The sequence below is a fragment of the Bradyrhizobium sp. Y36 genome (genome assembly GCF_002531575.1).
In the GTDB taxonomy this organism is placed as follows: domain Bacteria; phylum Pseudomonadota; class Alphaproteobacteria; order Rhizobiales; family Xanthobacteraceae; genus Bradyrhizobium.
In genome coordinates this window covers 62,361-81,516 of the sequence record NZ_NWTI01000022.1, presented here as the reverse complement: position 1 = coordinate 81,516, position 19,156 = coordinate 62,361, and the positions used below count along the sequence as shown (strand labels likewise).

16 protein-coding genes are annotated in these 19,156 nt (G+C 66.1%); 10 read left to right on the top strand and 6 right to left on the bottom strand.

Annotated elements, in window-relative coordinates; translation table 11 throughout:
- Nucleotides 1–33: 33 nt before the first annotated feature.
- The gene (locus CO669_RS29065) at nt 34–564 is read right to left on the bottom strand and encodes an SH3 domain-containing protein (protein WP_097663359.1); all 531 of its coding nucleotides are present in this window, start codon (nt 562–564) and stop codon (nt 34–36) included.
- A gap of 325 nt (nt 565–889) precedes the next feature.
- Here CO669_RS29065 and CO669_RS29060 point away from each other — a divergent pair, with 325 nt between their 5' ends.
- Nucleotides 890–1,891: a 2-hydroxyacid dehydrogenase gene (locus tag CO669_RS29060; RefSeq protein WP_097663358.1), complete on the top strand. Its 1,002-nt coding sequence runs from the start codon at nt 890–892 to the stop codon at nt 1,889–1,891.
- Nucleotides 1,892–1,937: 46 nt separating this feature from the next.
- On the opposite strand, the gene CO669_RS29055 is transcribed toward CO669_RS29060, so the two are convergent.
- A complete protein-coding gene (locus CO669_RS29055) occupies nt 1,938–2,849 on the bottom strand; it encodes a LysR family transcriptional regulator (protein WP_097663357.1) in 912 nt (303 codons plus the stop codon).
- Nucleotides 2,850–2,965: 116 nt separating this feature from the next.
- Here CO669_RS29055 and CO669_RS29050 point away from each other — a divergent pair, with 116 nt between their 5' ends.
- Entirely contained in the window at nt 2,966–3,973 is a 1,008-nt protein-coding gene (locus CO669_RS29050; RefSeq protein ID WP_097663356.1) for an aldo/keto reductase, read from the top strand.
- 9 nt (nt 3,974–3,982) lie between these two features.
- Here the strand turns inward: CO669_RS29050 and CO669_RS29045 are convergent, their stop codons facing one another.
- A complete protein-coding gene (locus CO669_RS29045) occupies nt 3,983–4,786 on the bottom strand; it encodes a HesA/MoeB/ThiF family protein (RefSeq protein ID WP_097663355.1) in 804 nt (267 codons plus the stop codon).
- A 90-nt stretch (nt 4,787–4,876) separates the two neighbouring features.
- Between CO669_RS29045 and CO669_RS29040 the strand changes: the two genes are divergently transcribed.
- Nucleotides 4,877–6,235: a peptidoglycan-binding protein gene (locus CO669_RS29040; protein ID WP_198964316.1), complete on the top strand. Its 1,359-nt coding sequence runs from the start codon at nt 4,877–4,879 to the stop codon at nt 6,233–6,235.
- An 80-nt stretch (nt 6,236–6,315) separates the two neighbouring features.
- Here the strand turns inward: CO669_RS29040 and ggt are convergent, their stop codons facing one another.
- Complete coding sequence (ggt, locus tag CO669_RS29035) at nt 6,316–7,995, bottom strand: gamma-glutamyltransferase (protein WP_097663354.1); 1,680 nt, start codon at nt 7,993–7,995, stop codon at nt 6,316–6,318.
- A gap of 239 nt (nt 7,996–8,234) precedes the next feature.
- Between ggt and CO669_RS29030 the strand changes: the two genes are divergently transcribed.
- Complete coding sequence (locus CO669_RS29030; RefSeq protein ID WP_097663353.1) at nt 8,235–8,978, top strand: nucleotide-binding protein; 744 nt, start codon at nt 8,235–8,237, stop codon at nt 8,976–8,978.
- 117 nt (nt 8,979–9,095) lie between these two features.
- Here the strand turns inward: CO669_RS29030 and CO669_RS29025 are convergent, their stop codons facing one another.
- Entirely contained in the window at nt 9,096–9,656 is a 561-nt protein-coding gene (locus tag CO669_RS29025) for a GNAT family N-acetyltransferase (protein ID WP_097663352.1), read from the bottom strand.
- 6 nt (nt 9,657–9,662) lie between these two features.
- The gene (mutM, locus tag CO669_RS29020; protein ID WP_097663351.1) at nt 9,663–10,544 is read right to left on the bottom strand and encodes a bifunctional DNA-formamidopyrimidine glycosylase/DNA-(apurinic or apyrimidinic site) lyase; all 882 of its coding nucleotides are present in this window, start codon (nt 10,542–10,544) and stop codon (nt 9,663–9,665) included.
- An 81-nt stretch (nt 10,545–10,625) separates the two neighbouring features.
- On the opposite strand from mutM, the gene ubiE reads away from it, so the two are divergent.
- The 6 genes from ubiE (at nt 10,626) to tsaE (ending at nt 19,142) form a co-directional block, all read left to right on the top strand.
- The gene (gene ubiE / locus CO669_RS29015) at nt 10,626–11,387 is read left to right on the top strand and encodes a bifunctional demethylmenaquinone methyltransferase/2-methoxy-6-polyprenyl-1,4-benzoquinol methylase UbiE (RefSeq protein ID WP_097663350.1); all 762 of its coding nucleotides are present in this window, start codon (nt 10,626–10,628) and stop codon (nt 11,385–11,387) included.
- Nucleotides 11,384–12,958, top strand: coding sequence for a 2-polyprenylphenol 6-hydroxylase (ubiB, locus tag CO669_RS29010; protein ID WP_097663349.1), 1,575 nt, complete (start codon nt 11,384–11,386; stop codon nt 12,956–12,958). Before ubiE ends, ubiB begins: the two co-directional genes overlap by 4 nt.
- Before the next feature lie 57 nt (nt 12,959–13,015).
- On the top strand, nt 13,016–14,467 hold the full coding sequence (gene coaBC / locus CO669_RS29005) for a bifunctional phosphopantothenoylcysteine decarboxylase/phosphopantothenate--cysteine ligase CoaBC (protein WP_097663348.1): 1,452 nt from the start codon (nt 13,016–13,018) through the stop codon (nt 14,465–14,467).
- On the top strand, nt 14,464–14,922 hold the full coding sequence (gene dut / locus CO669_RS29000) for a dUTP diphosphatase (protein WP_097663347.1): 459 nt from the start codon (nt 14,464–14,466) through the stop codon (nt 14,920–14,922). The genes coaBC and dut overlap by 4 nt, the downstream gene beginning before the upstream one ends.
- A gap of 192 nt (nt 14,923–15,114) precedes the next feature.
- On the top strand, nt 15,115–17,619 hold the full coding sequence (locus CO669_RS28995) for a sensor histidine kinase (protein ID WP_097663346.1): 2,505 nt from the start codon (nt 15,115–15,117) through the stop codon (nt 17,617–17,619).
- A complete protein-coding gene (tsaE, locus tag CO669_RS28990; RefSeq protein WP_097663345.1) occupies nt 17,616–19,142 on the top strand; it encodes a tRNA (adenosine(37)-N6)-threonylcarbamoyltransferase complex ATPase subunit type 1 TsaE in 1,527 nt (508 codons plus the stop codon). The genes CO669_RS28995 and tsaE overlap by 4 nt, the downstream gene beginning before the upstream one ends.
- The last annotated feature ends 14 nt before the right edge of the window (nt 19,143–19,156 follow it).

Genomic DNA, 19,156 nt, shown 5'->3' with positions numbered 1-19,156 from the left:
TTGCGCCGTCATCCCGGGATGACGCCTGCGGCGTCAGTTGACCTGCTCGTCCGAATAAACGCCCCAGAGGCGTTCCTGCTGGATCCAGCCATCGAAGCCGTTGCCGGTGACGCGGCACCAGTTTGCAGTGCACTTCTTCACCTGCGTGACGACCCCGGCCTGGAGCTTTGCCGCCACCGCGCTGTCGGGATCGGCGCGGTCATAGATCGGGGCGAGTTCGTCCTTGTGCTTCATGGTGACGACCGCGGTGCGGCGGCCCGAGAGCAGGGAGTGATAGACCCAGCCTTCGGCGCCCTCGGAATCGCGCACCCGGCGCCAGTTCTCGAACTCGGCGGTAATTTCGACCGGCAGGCCGGCGCGGGTATAGACCCAGGCCACGTCATTGTCCTTGGTCGGGCCGGCGCGGACGTTGACGTGATCCGATTTGAGGCTGACGTAGCGCGGCACCGGCAGGCCGCTGGCGGTCTGCGGAGTGCTGTCCTTGGCCGAATGCGAGGGGCCGACCGAGGCGCTCAACCAGGTGCAAACGAGCGCCATCACCGAACAAAAACGCCCCAACGCCATCAACCCGTCTCCCGTCGACGACCCGGCCGAGCCGGGTCCTCACTCCAAAATCCAAAACCTGCCGCGTCAGCCCTTTCCCGCCCCACGCGGGTGTTCCCAAAGCCTTAAACCCGTGGTTCTTGTCTTGGCCCGGCCTTCTGCTAGAGAGGACGGGCACTTGAACAACCAGTTTGCCCCGATTTTCCGGCCGGAAATCTCGGGAGAGCTTGAAGGAAACGCCGGGGACGGACACGGCAAGGGCAGTGTCGAACAACCGGGTTAATGAGGCCTCAACGACCGACCTTTGGCGACAGAGGCGGCCTGCGACGCCTCATGAGAGCAGGACATGTCGGTGAAGAAAAAGCCCCTCGTCGTCGTGACGCGCAAGCTGCCGGATTCGATCGAGACGCGGATGCGCGAATTGTTCGACGCGCGGATCAATCTCGAGGACACGCCGATGTCGGCCGAGCAGCTCGCGGAAGCCGCGCGCACCGCCGACGTTCTGGTTCCCACCGTCACCGACCATATCAGCGCCGACATCGTCAACCAGCCCGACTGCAAGCTGCGGCTGATCGCCAATTTCGGCAACGGCGTCGACAATATCGACGTCGAGGCCGCGCATGCCCGCGGCATCACCGTCACCAACACGCCAAAGGTCCTGACCGAGGACACCGCCGACATGACCATGGCGCTGATCCTGGCCGTGCCCAGGCGGATGATCGAAGGCGCCTCGATCCTGACCGAAGGCAAGCCCTGGGCGGGCTGGTCGCCGACCTGGATGCTCGGTCATCGCATCGGAGGGAAACGCCTCGGCATCATCGGCATGGGTCGCATCGGTCAGGCGGTGGCGCGCCGCGCCCGCGCCTTCGGCCTTCAGATCCACTATCACAACCGCCGTCCCGTCGCGCCCAAGATCGCCGAAGAGCTTGGCGCGACCTATTGGGAAAGCCTCGACCAGATGCTGGCGCGGATGGACATCATCTCGGTGAACTGTCCGCACACGCCGGCGACCTATCATCTGCTCTCGGCGCGGCGGCTGAAGCTGATCCGGAAAGACGCCTACATCGTCAACACCGCGCGTGGCGAGGTGACGGACGAGGACACGCTGATCAAGCTGATCGAAGGCGGCGAGATCGCCGGTGCCGGCCTCGACGTCTACGAGCACGAGCCCGCGGTCAACCCGAAGCTGGTGCGTCTCGCCAAGGCCGGCAAGGTGACGCTGATGCCCCATATGGGCTCGGCCACGATCGAGGGCCGCGTCGAGATGGGCGAGAAGGTCATCATCAACATCCGCACCTTCCTCGACGCCCACAAGCCGCCGGATCGCGTGCTGCCGAGCATGCTCTGAGGCCTCGGCTTTCGCGCGCCACAACGTCATCTCCTGCCCGTAGAGACTACTGTCGGCGCGTCTCGCGCTTGCGCCGATCGCCGACGAAATCGATGAACGCGCGCAGCGCCGGCGGCGTCTGGCGCCGGCTCGGATAGTACAGGAATGGGCCCGGGAACGGCTCACACCAATCTTCCATCAGGCTGACCAGCGCACCGGACCTCACGGCTTCGCCGACATAACCATCGAGCGTCGCCCAGATGCCGACGCCGTCGAGAGCGGCGCGCATCGCAAGGTTCATATTGGTCGAGATCAGCTTTGCGGGCGGATCGACCTTGACGACATGGCCCGCTTTCTCGAACTCCAGATCGTGCATCACGCCGCTCGAGTAGCGCGCGCGGATGCAATCATGGTCGAGCAGATCCTTCGGATGCTTCGGCCTGCCGCGGCGCGCGAGATAGTCGGGCGAGGCGACGACGACGTAACTCTGCGGGCCGCTGAGCGGGACCGCCACCATGTCCTGCGCGAGATGCTCGCCATAGCGCACGCCGGCGTCGAAGCCGCCGCTGACGATATCGACGAAGCCGCTTTCGGAGACGATGTCGAGATCGATCTGCGGATGCGCGCCCAGAAACGGACCGACCATCGGCGCCAGCACGAGATCGACCGCCGGCGGCGGTGCGTTGATGCGCAGGCGGCCCGAGGCGACCTCGCGAAGGCCGCGGACCTGGTTCAGGGCATCGCCGACATCGCGAAGCGCCGGGCCGACGCGGGACAGCAGCAGCTCACCCGCTTCGGTCAGCGCGACGCTGCGGGTGGTGCGGTTCATCAGGCGGACGCCAAGGCGCTCCTCCAGGTCGCGCAGCCGCTGGCTGAGGCTCGACACGGACACGCGCATGTCGACCGCCGCCCGCCGGAAATTGCGGGTGCGGGCAACCGCCACGAAGGCGTCGAGATCGCGCAGATCGGGATCGGCCATTGTTTATTATTTTGAACAAGCCTTTCTCGATTGTCCAGCTTATCGGCGCAATCGCGCTGGCGCATATGTGGCCTTGTCACGCGGCGCCATCCGCCGCTTCTTCGAGGAGAGCCATCATGGAACAGCGCAAACTCGGTTCAAGCGGCCCCACCGTCTCAGCCCTCGGCCTTGGCTGCATGGGCATGTCCGAGGTTTACGGTCCCGCCGATCGCGGCGAGGCCATCGCCACGGTGCATGCGGCGCTCGATGCCGGCATCACGCTGCTCGACACCGGCGATTTCTACGCAATGGGCCACAACGAGATGCTGGTCCGTGAGGCGCTGAAGGACGTGCCGCGCGACAAAGTGCAGGTCAGCGTGAAGTTCGGCGCGTTGCGTGGACCGGCCGGCGAATTTGCGGGAATGGACACGAGGCCGGCCGCGACCAAAAATTTCCTCGCCTATTCGCTGCAACGGCTCGGCACCGACTACGTCGACATCTATCGCCCTGCACGGCTCGATCCCAACGTCCCCATCGAGGAGACGATCGGAGGTCTCGCCGATCTGGTGAAGGCCGGCTACGTCAAGCATATCGGCCTGTCCGAGGTCGGCTCCGACGCGCTCCGCCGCGCGCATGCGGTGCATCCGATCGCCGATCTCCAGATCGAGTATTCGCTGATCGAGCGCGGCATCGAGCGCGACGTCCTCAAGACCTGCCGCGAGCTCGGCATCGGCATCACGGCTTACGGCGTGCTCGCGCGCGGCCTGATCAGCGGTCATTGGTCGAAGGAATCCGGCAAGACCGGCCGCGACTACCGGCTGATGACGCCGCGTTTCCAGGGTACAAATCTCGATGCCAATCTGGCGCTGGTGGATCGGCTGCGCATCATCGCCGCGGAGATCGGCGCAACGCCGGCGCAGGTCGCAATCGCCTGGGTGTCCGCACAGGACAAGGCGATCGTGCCGCTGGTCGGCGCCCGTACCCGCAACCGTCTCGCCGAAGCGCTCGGCGCAACCAAGGTGGCGCTGACCCCGACGCATCTCGCGGCGCTGGCAAAGGCCTTTCCGCCGAACGTCGCGTCCGGCACGCGCTATGCGGCCGAGCAGATGGCGCATCTCGACAGCGAGAAGCCGGTCTCGGCGTAGCCGCCGCAATCAGCTGCGATGGGCGCTGAGGTCGGCAACCACAGGCCCGTCGCCGTTGAGCGGATTGACGGGATCGCGCGCATAGCGCAGCGTCTCGAAGCGCATCGCGCGCGCATCGATCATCAGGAGACGGCCGACGAGGCCGTCGCCGAAACCGACGATCTCGCGGATCGCCTCCAGCGCCATCATCGAGCCGAGCACGCCCGCCAGCGCACCCATGACGCCGGCTTCCGCGCAGGCCGGGACCGTGCCGGGCGGCGGTGCTTCCGGAAACAGGCAGCGATAGGTCGGATTGAATTCGCCCTGCTCGTTCTTCTCATGCGCGCGAATGGTGGTGAGCGAGCCGTCGAAGGTGCCGAGCGCAGCGGTAATCAACGGCCGCTTGGCGAAGAAGCAGGCGTCCGAAACCAGGTAGCGCGTCGAGAAATTGTCGGAGCCGTCGAGCACGAGATCGTAATCGCCGATCAGGCTGAGCGCATTGTCGGCGTTGAGCCAGGCGGCATGGCCGACGAAGCGGACATGCGGATTGAGCGCCGCGATCCGCTCGGCGGCGCTCTCGACCTTGTGCCGGCCGATATCGGGCGTGGTGTGGATCACCTGGCGCTGGAGATTGGACAGCGACACCACGTCGTCGTCGACCACGCCGAGCGTGCCGACGCCGGCCGCGGCCAGATACATCAGGGCTGGCGCGCCGAGGCCACCGGCGCCGATCACCAGCACGGAGGCCCGCTTCAACGCGGCCTGGCCCGGTCCGCCGACATCGCGCAGCACGATATGGCGGGCATAACGTTCGAGTTCGTCCGGGCTCAGCACCTGATCTTCTCCTGAACCACCCCGAGATTGTTCGCGACCAACGAGATGTGCTTCAATACCATTGCGTTCAATGGGCTGGTTGGATTTGTCATGAGATCGATGCTTGCGGCAACCTTGATGTTTACGGCTGCCACGGGTGCAAACGCCCAGATGACGACCTCGCAGGTCGGCGGCACCAAGCCGAAGACGGTGCAGACCGTGCCGATCCAGCCTCCCGCGATGCAGACGCCGGCGGCAACGGCGGATGCGATGGCGAAAGCCGAGCGGCAGGCGCTGCAATCCGACCTCGCCTGGGTCGGCCAGTACAACGGCGCCATCACCGGCGACGTCAGTGAGCGCATGGTCAACGCCATCAAGGAATACCAGAAGGCAAAGGGCGGCAAGCCGACCGGCGTGCTCAATCCGCAGGAGCGCGCCGCGCTCGCCGAGACGGCGCGGAAGAAGCAGGACGGCGTCGGCTGGAAGATCGTGACGGAGCCGACCAGCGGCGCGCGGCTCGGCATCCCCTCCAAGCTCGTGCCTCAGCAGGCGAGCGATGCCAACGGCTCGAAATGGACGTCGCCGACGGGAACCGTGCAGGTCCTGCTCAGCCGCCGCAAGGAGGCGAACCCGACCACGGCAAAGCTCGCGGAGCTGGAGAAGGAGCCCTCCGGGCGCAAGGTCGACTACACCGTGGTGAAGCCCGATTTCTTCGTGCTGTCGGGCTTGCAGGGCCTGAAGAAGTTTTACGTCCGCGGTGCCTTCAAGGGCGACGAGGTCCGCACCATGACGATCCTCTACGACCAGGCGACCGAGAACACGGTCGAGCCGGTCGTGATCGCAATGTCGAGCGCGTTCAATCCATTCCCGGCAGGCCCGCAAGCCGGGCCGCCGCCGCGCAAGACCGTCGAATACGGCACCGGCGTCGTCGTCAGCGATGACGGCGCGATTCTGGCCGACCGCCTCGTCACCGACGGCTGCCTCGCGATCACGATCGCCGGCCACGGCAGCGCCGACCGTCTCGCCGAGGACAAGGAGCATGGTCTTGCCCTGCTGCACATCTACGGCGCACGCGGCCTGAAGCCGCTCGGCCTCGCCGGCGGCGTGGCGAAGACGAATGTGGATGTCGTCGGCATTGCCGATCCCCAGAGCCAGGGCGGCGCCGCCGGCGTGTCGGTCGTCAAGGCCGCGCTGGCGCCGGTCACATCGAGCGATTCTGCGCTGTCGCCGCCGCCGGCAATTGGATTCTCCGGCGGCCCGGCCATCGACGGCGACGGAAAGTTTGCCGGCGTTGCGCTGTTGAAGCCGGCCATGGTGGCAGGGCCCGCGACATCGGCGCCGACCTCGCAAGCCGTGATGGTCTCGGCGGAGACGGTGCGTGATTTCCTGAAGGCGAATGGCGTGACCGCCAACGGCACATCGGCCGACGCCAAGGCCGCCGTGGTCCGCGTGATCTGCGTGCGGAAATAACGGCGAGCCACAAACACAATTCGCGTGTCCCGGCTCTGCGGCGCACTGCTTCGCATTGCGCCGCGTCCGGGGCACGAGACCTAGCTCAGCCTGAACCTGATCCCGCTCTTCGCAAGCCCGCCCGAAATCCCCACCGGCGTGCCGTCGGCACGCCAGCAGGCAGCCCCGGTCATGGTGCCGTCGTCGTGGAAGGCGATCCCGTTCATGCCGCCGGCGACCGTTGCGACAGGCTGCACCGTGTGGCCGAGCGCCGCGAGCTTCGCACGAACGTTCTCCGGCACCTTCTGCTCGACCTCGAGGGCATTGCCCTCGGTCCAGACCCTCGGCGCCTCCACCGCTTCCTGCAGGCTCATGCCGTGGTCGATCAGGTTGACCAGCGCCTGCATCGCACTCGGGAAGATGCGTTTTCCCCCGGGCAGGCCTAGCGCATAGCGCAGCTTGCTCTCGCGCAGCGCCATCATCGGCGACATCGAGGTCGTGACGCGCTTGCCCGGCGCCAGCGACAGCGCGTGGCCCGGTCGCGGATCGAACAAATTCATGTAGTTGTTGGCGATGGCCCCGAGGCCCGGGATCATGATCTTGGCGCCAAACAGATTGTTGATGGTCTGCGTGGTCGCGACCACGTTGCCGAAGCTATCTGCTGCCGTCATGTGCGTGGTATGCGCGCCTTCGAGCTGCGACACGCCGGCGCCAAAGGCTTGGGCGCGCGCGGGGTCGATGGCGCGGCGGCGCTCCTCGGCATAAGCCTTCGAGGTCAGCTTCTCCACGGGCACGCCGACATAATCGGGATCGCCGCTGGCAGCGGCACGATCGGCGAAGGCGATCTTCAGCACCTCGGCGAGATAGTGGATGGTCTCTGGCGTGCCGAAGCCGAGGCCGCCGATGTCGTAGCCCTCGAGAATGTTGAGCATCTGCGCGATGTGCACGCCGGACGCGGCGGGGGGCGGCGGGCCTAAAATGGTCCAGCCGCGATAGTCAGCGCGGATCGGCTGCCGCTCGACCGTCTTGTAAGCCGTGAGATCGTTGCGGCGGATGAAGCCGCCGGCTTTCTCCATATAGTCGGCGAGGATGTCGCCAAGCGGCCCCTCGTAGAGCGCGGCTTCGCCGTGGTCGGCGATATAGCGCAGGGTCTCGGCATATTCGGCCTGCACCACGCGCTCGCCGACCTTGAGCGGTTCACCATTCGGCAAGTAGATCGCCGAAATCGGCTTGTCCTTGAGCATCTCGGCAGCGCTCTCGCTGATGCATTCGTGCAAGTACGGCGTCGCCGCATAGCCGCGGGCGGCGTGCTTGATGGCGGGTTGCAGGACGTCGGCGAGGCCCATGGTGCCGAACCTTTGCAGCGTCTCACACCAGGCCTTGAGCGAGCCGGGCGTCGCCACCGCCTTCGGTCCGTTGAGATTCTCGTTGCCGACGGTGTCGAACACGTCATGCGCCGAGCCGGGCTTCGAGGTGTAGGTGGTGTCACGAACGGCCGAGGGCACGGTGCTCTGGCCGTCGATGATGCGATGGCTGCCGTCGGCCAGCCGGATGTGCGCCATGCCGCCGCCGATGATGCCGACCATCATCGGCTCGACCACCGTCAGCGTGAACAGTGTTGCGATCGCGGCGTCGATGGCGTTGCCACCGGCCGCCAGCATCTCGGCGCCCGCGCTCGAAGCCAGCGGATGGTTGCTGACCACCATGCCGCGGCTCGAGACCGCCGGCATCTTCTGGCAGTCAAAATGGGTTGCCGTCCGGTCGCGCCAGTTGTCGCTCATCTCGCTTGCCCTTTCCGTGCACGGCAGCGAGCACATCATACGTACGACTACTGGTCCAGTAATGGTACGGATTAGCTGGCATTCCCTATTCCGCCATCATCATTGCCGTTGATTCGGACCTCCGCGATCCCCTTTGGATCGGGCCGGCACGTCCTGAGCGAGAAGAGCTCAGCATCGAAATCGATGCACGTTCGCGTGGCGTATTCCTGACCCAAGCACTCCAAAGGATTGATCTTCAAATGCACACGATCGTTTTGGCCACCCAAAAGGGCGGCAGCGGCAAGAGCACGCTCGCCATCGGCCTCGCGCTGGCAGCCAAGCAGGCTGGCTTCACCGTTCGCCTGATCGAAACCGACCCGCAGGGCACCCTGTCCAACTGGGCCCGCCGCCGCAACAACGACGATGTCGTCGTCGAGCCGATCTACCATGCCGCCGACATCGAGCCGCGTCTGAAGATGCTGGCGGACGGCGGACTGCAGCTCGCGATCGTCGACACCGCGGCCGGCCTTTCCGCCGCCACCACCGCGGCGATCCGCCATTCCGATCTCTGCCTGATCCCGGCCCGCCCGAGCGTTGCCGATATCGAGGCGACGGTTTCGACGCTCAGCGTCGCCCGCGCCTGGAAGCGGCCCTACAGCTTCGTGCTCAACCAGACGCCGATCCGTGGCCAGCGCATCGACAACGCCGCCAATACGCTCGCCGAGGAAGCTTCGCTTGATCTCGCAGAAGTGCTCGCGCGCCCGCTGATCGTGATGCGCAATGACCACCAGGACTCGCTCGCGAGCGGGCTCGCCGTCAGCGAGTTCGCGCCGAACGGCAAATCGGCGGACGAGATCCGCGGCCTCTGGCGCTGGATCGAGACCCGGCTCGAGCTCGAAGCCACGACCAATGTCCTGATCGACCAGGTGATGTCGGTTGCGGACGGCATGCTGCACGCCGCCGCCGAGCTTGCGGCGGACGAGACCACGACCCTGGCGTCCTGAGCGGGGCGATCGCTCAGACGGCAGTCGGCCCTTCACCATCCGGAAGGGCCCCAGCGACGAAGCAATCCGGCCACCAGCCCGGCCGGATTGCTTCGCATCGCGTTTCCGGGGACGACGCTATCCTCGTCGTTGCGAGCGCAGCCAGGTCTCTCTCCGAACGATCCATTTCTCGGACTTCGTCTGCCCGCCGTGATGGGCGAGCTCGATGAAGCCGACGAATTCCGCGCCGGTCTTCTGCTTGACGCGGCGTGAGGCTTCGTTCGTGACCGCATTGCAGACGTGGAAATGTTCGAGGCCGAGCGTGACAAAGGCAAAATCGTTCACCGCGCCGATGGCTTCCGTCATCAAGCCAAGCCGCCAATAGGGTTCGGCGAGCCAGAAGCCGCGATTGCCCTTGGCGCCGTCGGCATAGGGACGAAAATGAATGTTGCCGATCGCCTCGCCATCGCCGCCCTTCAGCACCAGGACCCAATGGTGGAGTTCCTCGCCCGCTGAGATCTTGTCGAGCTGCAGACGAACGAAGCTCTCCGCGCCGTCCGGCGGATACGGCCAAGGCACGACGGCAGCGAGATGCCGGATGATATTCCAATTGTCGAAATGGCGCTGGATCGCCGGAGCGTCGGCTAGCGCCAGCGGACGCAGGATCAGCCGTTCGGTTTCAAGCTGGGGCGTCCGCATGGTCTGCTATTTCTGACACTTCGAGCACCAGAAGGTCGACCGGCCGTTCTGGGTGAAGCGCTTCACGATTCCGCCGCAAGCGGGCGTCGTGCATTTCTCGCCTTCGCGATCGTAGACCTTGAACGAATGCTGGAAGTAGCCGAGCTCGCCCGAGGTCTGGCGATGGTCCCGCAGACTGGAGCCGCCGGCCTTGATCGCATCGTTCAGCACGGTGTGGATCGCGCCGACCAATCGCTTTGCATGGTCCGTGGGCTCGCCCTTCCTGGTCGACAGGGTCGCGGCGATCCGGCGCGGCGACAGATGCGAGCGATGCAGCGCTTCGCAGACATAGATGTTGCCAAGCCCCGCCACCACGCGCTGGTCGAGCAGCGCCGCCTTCAGGCTGGTGGTCTTGCCTTCGCAGGACCGCGCCAGCATCGCGGCGTCGAATTCGTTGCCGAGCGGCTCGGGGCCGAGCCCGCGCAGCAGCGGCTCGTCTTCGAGCGCGTTGCGCGCGATCACTTTCATGTAACCGAAGCGGCGTGGATCGTTGAAGACGATATCGGCGCCGGAGGACATCCGGAACAGCACATGGTCGTGCGTGGAATCTTTGCCCTTCGGATGGTGAAACTCGCCGGGGGCGGCCTCGTTATCCGGCTTGATGACGCGGAACGAGCCCGACATGCCCAGATGCATCAGCAGCACATCGCCGGAGGCGAGGTCGGCCATGAGATATTTTGCGCGCCGGCCGAGCCCGGTGACGACCTGGCCCTTGAGCCGGGCCACGAAATCCGGCTGGAACGGAAAGCGCAGATCCGGCCGGCGGGCCTCCGCGACCAGGATTTTCGCACCCTCCATGACAGGCTGAAGGCCGCGGCGAACGGTCTCGACTTCGGGCAATTCAGGCATGGTCAGGCATTCACCTTATGAGGGCGGTGTGATAGCGCCATTGCGGCGGGCGCGCTATGGTCCGCCCAGTGGAGTAGAGTAATGGATCGGCCGGGCGAAACCACGCATTTTGGCTTCAAGGACGTTCCCCTGGGGGACAAGCAGACGCTGGTGAACGACGTGTTTCACAGCGTGGCGTCGCGCTATGATTTGATGAACGACCTGATGTCCGGTGGCCTGCACCGGGTCTGGAAGGACATCATGATCACCGCGCTAGACCCGCCCAGGGGCGACCGGCCATTCGCATTGCTCGACGTCGCAGGCGGCACCGGCGACATCTCGTTCCGCGCCGCCAAGGCCGCAGGCCCGGGCTTCCATGCTACCGTCTGCGACATCAATTCCGACATGCTCGCCGTGGGCCGCGAGCGCGCCGCCAAGCGCCATCTCGAGACCCAGGTCGATTTCGTCGAAGGCAATGCCGAAGCGCTCGACTTCGCCGACCGCAGCTTCGACGCATATACGATCGCTTTCGGCATCCGCAACGTGCCGCAGATCGGCCTTGCGCTGCGCGAGGCCTATCGCGTGCTGAAGCCCGGCAGCCGCTTCCTCTGCCTGGAGTTCTCCACGGTCGATATGCCCGGGCTCGACCGGATCTATGATCTGTTCTCGTTCAAGGTGATCCCGCCGCTCGGGCGCATGGTCACGGGCGACGCCGAGTCTTACCAATATCTCGTCGAATCGATCCGCAAGTTTCCGAAGCCCAACGCCTTCGCCGAGATGATCCGCGAGGCCGGCTTTTCCCGCGTCAGCTGGCAGACACTCTCCGGCGGCATCGTCGCACTGCATTCGGGCTGGCGTTTGTGATCTCTGCCTTCACCCACATTTCGCGCCTGATCCGCGCCGCGTTCGTGTTCGCGCGCGAGGGCGTGTTCGGTTCGGTCGACCCGAGCCTGGTGCCGCCGCCGGGACAGCTCGCGCTGAAGCTGGCGCGCCTGGTCGAACGGCGAGGCGTCAAGCACGGCCCGCGGATCGCGCGCGCGCTGACACGGATGGGCCCCGCCTATCTCAAGCTCGGACAGTTCCTGGCCACACGCCCCGACGTCGTCGGCGTCATCATGGCGCGTGACCTCGAAAGCCTCCAGGACCGCTTGCCGCCGTTTCCGCAGGACGAAGCGGAAGCCGCGATCGCGACGTCGCTGGAGCGGCCGCTGAAGGACGTGTTTGTGAGCTTCGGCCCTCCCGTTGCGGCGGCCTCAATCGCGCAGGTGCATCGCGCCGAGGTCTCGCATGATGGGATCCGGCGATCGGTCGCGGTCAAGGTGCTCAGGCCCAACGTGGCCGTACGCTTCCGCCGCGATCTCTCCGACTTCTTCTTCGTCGCGCACAAGGCCGAGACCTATTCGGCGGAAGCGCGGCGGCTGCGCCTCATCGAGGTCATCAACACCATGTCGCGCTCGGTCGCCATGGAGATGGATCTGCGGCTGGAAGCCGCGGCGCTGTCCGAGATGGCGGAGAACACGCGCAACGATCCCGATTTCCGCGTGCCTGAGGTCGATTGGGACCGCACCACGCACAACGTGCTGACGATGGAGTGGATCGACGGCATCGCGCTGAACGATCACAAGCGTCTGGCGGAATCACAGGTCGACTTGCCCGATCTCGGCCGCAAGGTGATCCAGAGCTTCCTGCGGCACGCGCTGCGCGACGGCTTTTTCCACGCCGACATGCATCCGGGCAATCTGTTCCTGGATGACGCGGGACGACTCGTCGCGGTCGATTTCGGCATCATGGGCCGGCTCGGGATGAAGGAGCGTCGCTTCCTCGCCGAGATCCTGCTCGGCTTCATCACCCGCGACTATCGCCGCGTCGCCGAGGTGCATTTCGAGGCGGGCTACGTGCCCGCGCATCACTCGGTCGAGAATTTCGCGCAAGCCATCCGCGCCATCGGCGAGCCGATTCACAACCGCACGGCGGAAGAGATCTCGATGGCGCGGCTCTTGACGCTGCTGCTCGAGGTCACCGGCCTGTTCGACATGACCACGCGGCCCGAGCTGATCCTGCTGCAGAAGACCATGGTGGTGGTCGAGGGCGTCGCGCGCGGCTTCGATCCCAAGCTCGACATCTGGAAGGTCGCCGACCCCGTGGTGCGCGAATGGATCGAGCGCAATCTCGGCCCGATCGGCCGGGTGGAGGGCGCACTCGCCGGGACCGGAGACATCGCGCGCGTGCTGATGCGCCTGCCCGAGATCGCCGAGCGGTCCGTGAAGGTGCTGGAGCAGCTCGAAACCATGACGCGGGAGGGCATCCGGCTGTCGCCGGAGAGCATCGCCGCGATGGGCCGCAGCGAAGGCCGCAAGAACCGCTGGCGCACCGTCGCGCTGTGGATCATCGCCGCGACCTTCATCGGAATCCTGATCGCCGTCCGGAATTTATGATTGCACTGCAATCATACGAATGATAGCATCGCTATCATTCCGCGCTGGAGAGGCGTCATGGCAAGCCTGACCATCCGCAAGCTCGACGAAGGCGTCAAAACCTATCTGCGCCTGCGCTCGGCCAAGAACCACAGGTCGGTCGAGGAAGAGGTCCGGGTCATCCTGCGGGAGCTGATCGAGGGCCGCGAGGAGCCGCTGACGCCGTTTTCGGCGCCGCCGGCACCATCAGCCGCCACCACGCCCCAGCGCATCGGCGCCCTTCCCGAGGCCAGCGTCACCCTGATCATCGGCGGCGGTATCGCGGCCTACAAATCGCTCGACCTGATCCGAAGGCTGAAAGAGCGGCGCATCGAGGTCCGTTGCGTGCTGACCAAGGCGGCGCAGCAATTCGTCACCCCGCTGGCCGCGAGCGCACTGTCGCATGAGCGCGTCTATACCGACCTGTTCGATCCCCAGAGCGAGTTCGACGCCGGCCACATTCGCCTGGCGCGCGACTGCGACCTGATCGTGGTGGCGCCGGCCACCGCCGACCTGATGGCGAAGATGGCGAACGGCCACGCCGACGACCTCGCCAGCGCCATCCTGCTCGCCACCAACCGCAAGATCCTGCTGGCGCCGGCGATGAATCCGCTGATGTGGAACAATGCCGCGACACGCCGCAACGTCGCCCAGCTCCAGCGCGACGGCGTGGTGCTGATTGGCCCGAATTCCGGCGAGATGGCCGAGGCGGGCGAAGCCGGTGTCGGCCGCATGTCGGAAGCGATCGAGATTGCCACTGCCGCCGAACGCCTGCTGCGGCCGCCGGTGCCCAAGCCCCTCGCCGGCACGCGCGTGCTGATCACCGCAGGGCCTACCCACGAGCCAATCGATCCGGTGCGCTACATCGCCAACCGCTCCTCCGGCAAGCAGGGCTTTGCCATTGCCGCCGCCGCGCAGGCCGCGGGCGCCGAGGTGATCCTGGTGAGCGGGCCGGTCGATCTCGACGACCCCGCCGGCGTGACGGTGAAGCATGTCGAATCGGCCCGGCAGATGCTGGAGCAGGTCCAGGCCGCGCTGCCCGCCGACATCGCGATCTTCGCCGCCGCCGTCGCCGACTGGCGCGTCGCCAACGAGGGCGAGCAGAAGTTGAAGAAGACCTCGGCCGGCATGCCGCCGCTTCAGCTGGTCGAGAACCCCGACATTCTCGCGACGATCTCCAAGCTGACCGACCAGCGTCCGCCGCTGGTGATCGGCTTTGCCGCCGAGACCGAGCATCTCATCGACAACGCCAAGTCGAAGCTGGCCCGCAAGGGCTGCGACTGGATCGTCGCCAACGACGTCTCTCCCGCCACCGGCGTGATGGGCGGCGACCGCAACACGGTTCACCTGATAAGCCGCAAGAATGGCGAGAAGGACGGCGAGATTGCAGTTGATTCCTGGCCGGTGATGACCAAGGAACAAGTCGCCATCGAACTGGTCGCGCATATCGTCAAGAGCGTGACCGACAAATCCCTGGAGCCGGCATCTTGAGCACGAAGGTCACTGTCGAGCTGCAGCAGCTGGCGCATGCCGAAGGCCTGCCACTGCCGGCCTATCAGACCACGGAGGCCGCCGGCCTCGACCTCATGGCGGCCGTGCCGGAGGGCGAGCCGATGACACTCGTACCCGGTCGATATGCGCTGGTGCCGACCGGGCTTGCCATCGCCTTGCCGCCCGGCTTTGAAGCCCAGGTGCGGCCGCGTTCGGGGCTTGCGGCCAAGCACGGCGTCACCGTGCTGAATTCACCGGGCACGATCGATGCGGACTACCGCGGCGAGATCAAGGTGATCCTGATCAATCACGGCGCGGCACCCTTCGTGATCAAGCGCGGCGAACGCATCGCCCAGATGGTGGTCGCGCCCGTGGTGCAGGCCACGCTGGTTCCGGTGGCGACATTGTCGGCCACCGACCGCGGCGCCGGCGGCTTCGGCTCGACCGGACGCTAACACGCGGCAATCCCAGCCGAATCATCCCGAAGAACGACGTGCGCTGGAACACCCCGCCCGGCATTTTTTAGGGACCGCTTTTTACGTTCACGATCTGGACTCTTACCGGCGGAGTCACGGTGAGGGTATTGTCTTTTGATTCGCGCGCGACGGGGGTCGCCGCGCGTAGATTCGTGCGGTCTTGGGGCAACTATGTCAGGCGTGATCGTGTCGATGCGTCGGACGCTGCTGTCGTGCACATCGCTTGCGCGCGACGGCCTGTTGGGAGGCGCTCTCGCAGCGCTACTGCCGGCTGCGCCGGCTGAGGCCGCCGACCTCATCGACACCCTCTCCATCATGCTGGATTTCAACCGGCAGGAACTCGCGGTGCTCGCCACCGCGCTGGCGCTGCTCGGCTTCTCGGTGATGGCCGCGATCCTGCTGATGCGGACGCGGGTGCGGACCGCGAAGAACGAGGCGCGGCTGCGCGCCCGGATCGGGGAACTACAGCTGCAAGCCGACCGCTTCGGCGCGCTGCTGTTCGCCGAGCCGCAGATCCTGATCTCCTGGCCGGCCGGCGACAATCGCGCGCAGATTTCCGGCGACATCTCCATGGTGCTGTCGCGCGACTCCTCGCCGCAACGCGTGCTGGCCTTCGGAACCTGGCTGCCGCCGGAACCGGCACTGCAGATGGACCACGCGGTCGACGCGCTGCGTGACCGCGGCGACGGGTTCCAGCTGACGCTGACCACCGCGCATGGCCACACGCTGGAAGCGATCGGCCGCGCCATCGGCGGCCAGGCCATCGTCCGGATTCGCGAGCTCTCCGGTCTCCGGCGCGATCTGGCCGAGACCAATCTGCGTTACAAGGCGCTCTCGGACGAGACCGAGATGCTGCGCGGCTTCGCCGCCGCCGCGCCGTGGCCGATCTGGGCCAAGGGCGAGAATGGCGCGCTTACGTTCGCCAACCCGGCTTATGTCCGCGCGACCGAGGCGGCCAGCGTCACCGACGCGCAGGAGCGCAAGCTCGAGTTGCTCGACAGCGCCGACCGCACCGCGATGGAGCGGGGCCTGAAGGACGCCGCGAGCTTCACCTCGCGGCTGCCGATCGTGATCGGCGGCGAGCGGCGCATCTATGACGTGCGCGCGGTCAATGTCGGCAGCGGCAGCGTCGGCGTCGCCATCGATGCCAGCGAGGCCGATGCGCTGAGCTCGGCGCTGGTGCGGATGGCGGAGGCGCATCGCCGTACGCTGGACCAGCTCTCCTCGGGCGTTGCCGTGTTCGACGGCCAGCGTCGCCTTGCCTTCTACAACGATTCCTATCGCCGGCTGTGGGACCTCGACCGCACCTTCCTCGACGCCAATCCCGATGATTCCAGCGTTCTGGACCAGCTCCGTGCCGCGCGGAAACTGCCGGAGCAGCCGGACTTCCGGGCCTGGAAAGTAAAACTGCACGAAGCCTATCGCGCGGTCGAGGCTGCCAAGGACACTTGGTACCTGCCGGATGGCCGCGCGCTCTCGGTCGTCACCACGCCGAATCCGGAAGGCGGCGTCACCTATCTGTTCGACGACGTCACCGAGAGCCTCGAGCTGGCCCGCCGCTTCGACGGCATGATCCGCGTCCAGCGCGAGACGCTGGACAGCCTGGCCGAGGGCGTCGCGGTGTTCGGCAGCAACGGCAAGGCGCAGCTGTTCAACCCGGCCTTCGTGCGGATGTGGAAGCTGTCGAGCGATGCCATGCGCGACGAGCCGCACATCCAGACCGTGGAAGGCTGGTGCCATCAGCTGTTCGACGACCCCGCGGTCTGGCGCCAGATCCGCGAGGCCGTCACCTCGATCGAGAGCCGCGCCGACGTGCCGCTGAAGCTGGAGCGCAAGGACGGCAGCGTGCTCGACGGCATGATCCGGCCGCTGCATGACGGCGCGACCATGCTGACGTTCCAGGACATCACCGACACCGAGAATGTCGAGCGCGCGCTGCGCGAGCGCAACGAGGCGCTGGAGACCGCCGACCAGATGAAGGTGGATTTCGTCCACCACGTCTCCTACGAGCTGCGCTCGCCGCTGACCACCATCATCGGCTTCGCGCATTTCCTCAGCGACCCCTCCACCGGGCCGCTGACGCCGAAGCAGGCCGAATATCTCGACTACGTCACCAAGTCGACCAACGCGCTGCTCGCGCTCACCAACAACATCCTCGATCTCGCCACCATCGACGCCGGCGCGATGAAGCTGGAACTCGGGCCCGTCGACGTCAGCAAGACCATCGAGCTCGCCGCCGAGGGCATCCAGGACCGGCTCGCCACCGACCGCATCCGCCTCAAGGTCGAGATCGCGCCCGATGTCGGCAGTTTCGTCGGCGACGAGAAACGCGTGGTGCAGGTGCTCTATAACCTCCTCGCCAACGCCGTCGGGTTTTCTCCACAGGATTCCACCGTCGGTATCAGCGCGCGCCGCACCGAGCGCAGCGTGGTCTTCACCGTGACAGATTCCGGGCCTGGAATACCTGCCGACATGAAGGACAAGGTGTTCAACTGGTTCGAAAGCCGCTCGCAGGGCTCGCGTCACCGCGGCGCCGGGCTCGGCCTGTCGCTGGTGCGCTCCTTCGTCGAGCTGCATGGCGGCAAGGTGCGGGTGGATTCGATCGTCGGCCGCGGCACGGTCGTGATCTGTGATTTCCCGACCGACCAGGCGGCGCATCGCGACGCCGCCGAATGATCGCGCCCACCACATTCTCCGTCGCGCTCCACAACGAGACGGCCACCGCACAATTGATGGCTGATCTCGCCCTGCTGGTCGGCCCCGGCGATGTCATCACCCTCACCGGCGATCTCGGCGCCGGCAAGACCGCGGCGGCCCGCAGCCTGATCCGCTATCTCGCCGGCGACGAGGAGCTGGAGGTGCCGAGCCCGACCTTCACGCTGGTGCAGGGCTACGAGCTGCCGCCCTTCCCGGTGCTGCACGCCGATCTCTACCGCGTCGAGGACGAAAGCGAGCTCGAGGAGATCGGCCTGTCGCCGCTGCCCGAAGCCGCGCTCGTGCTGATCGAATGGCCGGAGCGCGCACCGTCGGCCCTGCCCGCCGATCGTATCGACATCGCGCTGACGCACCGTCCCGCACTGGGCTCGAACGCGCGCGCCGCCGACATCACCGGTTACGGCAAGAGCGCAGTCACCGTCGCGCGGCTGAAGGCGCTGCGCGACTTCCTCGACGCATCGGGCTACATGGATGCAACGCGCAAGCGCATGGCCGGCGATGCCTCGACGCGCTCCTATGCACGGCTGCTGCGCGGCGACGGCGTCGTCATCCTGATGAATTCTCCGCAACGGCCCGATGGTGCGGCCGTCTACAACGGAAAATCCTACAGCGCCGCGGTGCATCTCGCCGAGAATATCAAACCCTTCGTCGCCATCGACGAAGGCCTGCGCGCGCAGGGACTGTCGGCGCCTGTGATCCATCATTTCGATCTCGACCATGGCTTCCTGATCTCGGAAGACTTCGGCAGCGAGGGCGTGATCGAAGGCGATCCGCCGCGGCCGATCGCCGAACGCTATGAGGCCGCGACCGACGCGCTGGCCGCCTTGCATGGCAAGACGCTGCCGGAGACGCTGCCGCTGGACGGACAGACTTACGAAATCCCTATCTTCGACGTCGAGGCGATGCTGATCGAAATCGGATTGATGCCGGAATGGTATCTGCCCGATCGCAATGCGCCGCTGAGCGAGGCGGCGCGCACGGAGTTCTTCGCGATGTGGCGCGAGCTGCTGAAGAAGCCGCTGGCTGCGCCGAGGACGTGGATCATCCGCGACTATCATTCGCCCAATCTGATCTGGCTCGGCAATCGCACCGGCATCGCGCGAGTCGGCGTGATCGATTTCCAGGACACCGTGCTTGGGCCGCAATCCTACGACGTGGTCTCGCTGCTCCAGGACGCCCGCATCGACGTGCCTGAAAATATCGAGCTGACGCTGCTGTCGCGCTACATCAAGGCACGCCGCGCCAATGATGCAGGCTTCGATCCGCCCGGCTTTGCCGAGCTCTACGCCATCATGTCGGCGCAGCGGAACACGCGCCTGCTCGGCACCTTCGCCCGGCTCAACCGCCGCGACGGCAAGCCGCATTATCTGCGCCACCAGCCGCGGATCTGGACCTATCTCCAGCGCTCGCTGGCCCACCCGGCGCTGAGCTTCCTGCGCGACTGGTATCTCGCCAACGTCCCTCCGCCCCAAAGTTCGCCATAGGCCTGATTCGGACC

Bases quoted from the DNA above. Each gene is read 5' to 3' on its own strand.
- CO669_RS29065 (WP_097663359.1), bottom strand. From the start codon at position 564: ATGGCGTTGGGGCGTTTTTGTTCGGTGATGGCGCTCGTTTGCACCTGG.
- CO669_RS29060 (WP_097663358.1), top strand. From the start codon at position 890: ATGTCGGTGAAGAAAAAGCCCCTCGTCGTCGTGACGCGCAAGCTGCCG.
- CO669_RS29055 (WP_097663357.1), bottom strand. From the start codon at position 2,849: ATGGCCGATCCCGATCTGCGCGATCTCGACGCCTTCGTGGCGGTTGCC.
- CO669_RS29050 (WP_097663356.1), top strand. From the start codon at position 2,966: ATGGAACAGCGCAAACTCGGTTCAAGCGGCCCCACCGTCTCAGCCCTC.
- CO669_RS29040 (WP_198964316.1), top strand. From the start codon at position 4,877: ATGAGATCGATGCTTGCGGCAACCTTGATGTTTACGGCTGCCACGGGT.
- ggt (WP_097663354.1), bottom strand. From the start codon at position 7,995: ATGAGCGACAACTGGCGCGACCGGACGGCAACCCATTTTGACTGCCAG.
- CO669_RS29030 (WP_097663353.1), top strand. From the start codon at position 8,235: ATGCACACGATCGTTTTGGCCACCCAAAAGGGCGGCAGCGGCAAGAGC.
- CO669_RS29025 (WP_097663352.1), bottom strand. From the start codon at position 9,656: ATGCGGACGCCCCAGCTTGAAACCGAACGGCTGATCCTGCGTCCGCTG.
- mutM (WP_097663351.1), bottom strand. From the start codon at position 10,544: ATGCCTGAATTGCCCGAAGTCGAGACCGTTCGCCGCGGCCTTCAGCCT.
- ubiE (WP_097663350.1), top strand. From the start codon at position 10,626: ATGGATCGGCCGGGCGAAACCACGCATTTTGGCTTCAAGGACGTTCCC.
- coaBC (WP_097663348.1), top strand. From the start codon at position 13,016: ATGGCAAGCCTGACCATCCGCAAGCTCGACGAAGGCGTCAAAACCTAT.
- CO669_RS28995 (WP_097663346.1), top strand. From the start codon at position 15,115: ATGTCAGGCGTGATCGTGTCGATGCGTCGGACGCTGCTGTCGTGCACA.
- tsaE (WP_097663345.1), top strand. From the start codon at position 17,616: ATGATCGCGCCCACCACATTCTCCGTCGCGCTCCACAACGAGACGGCC.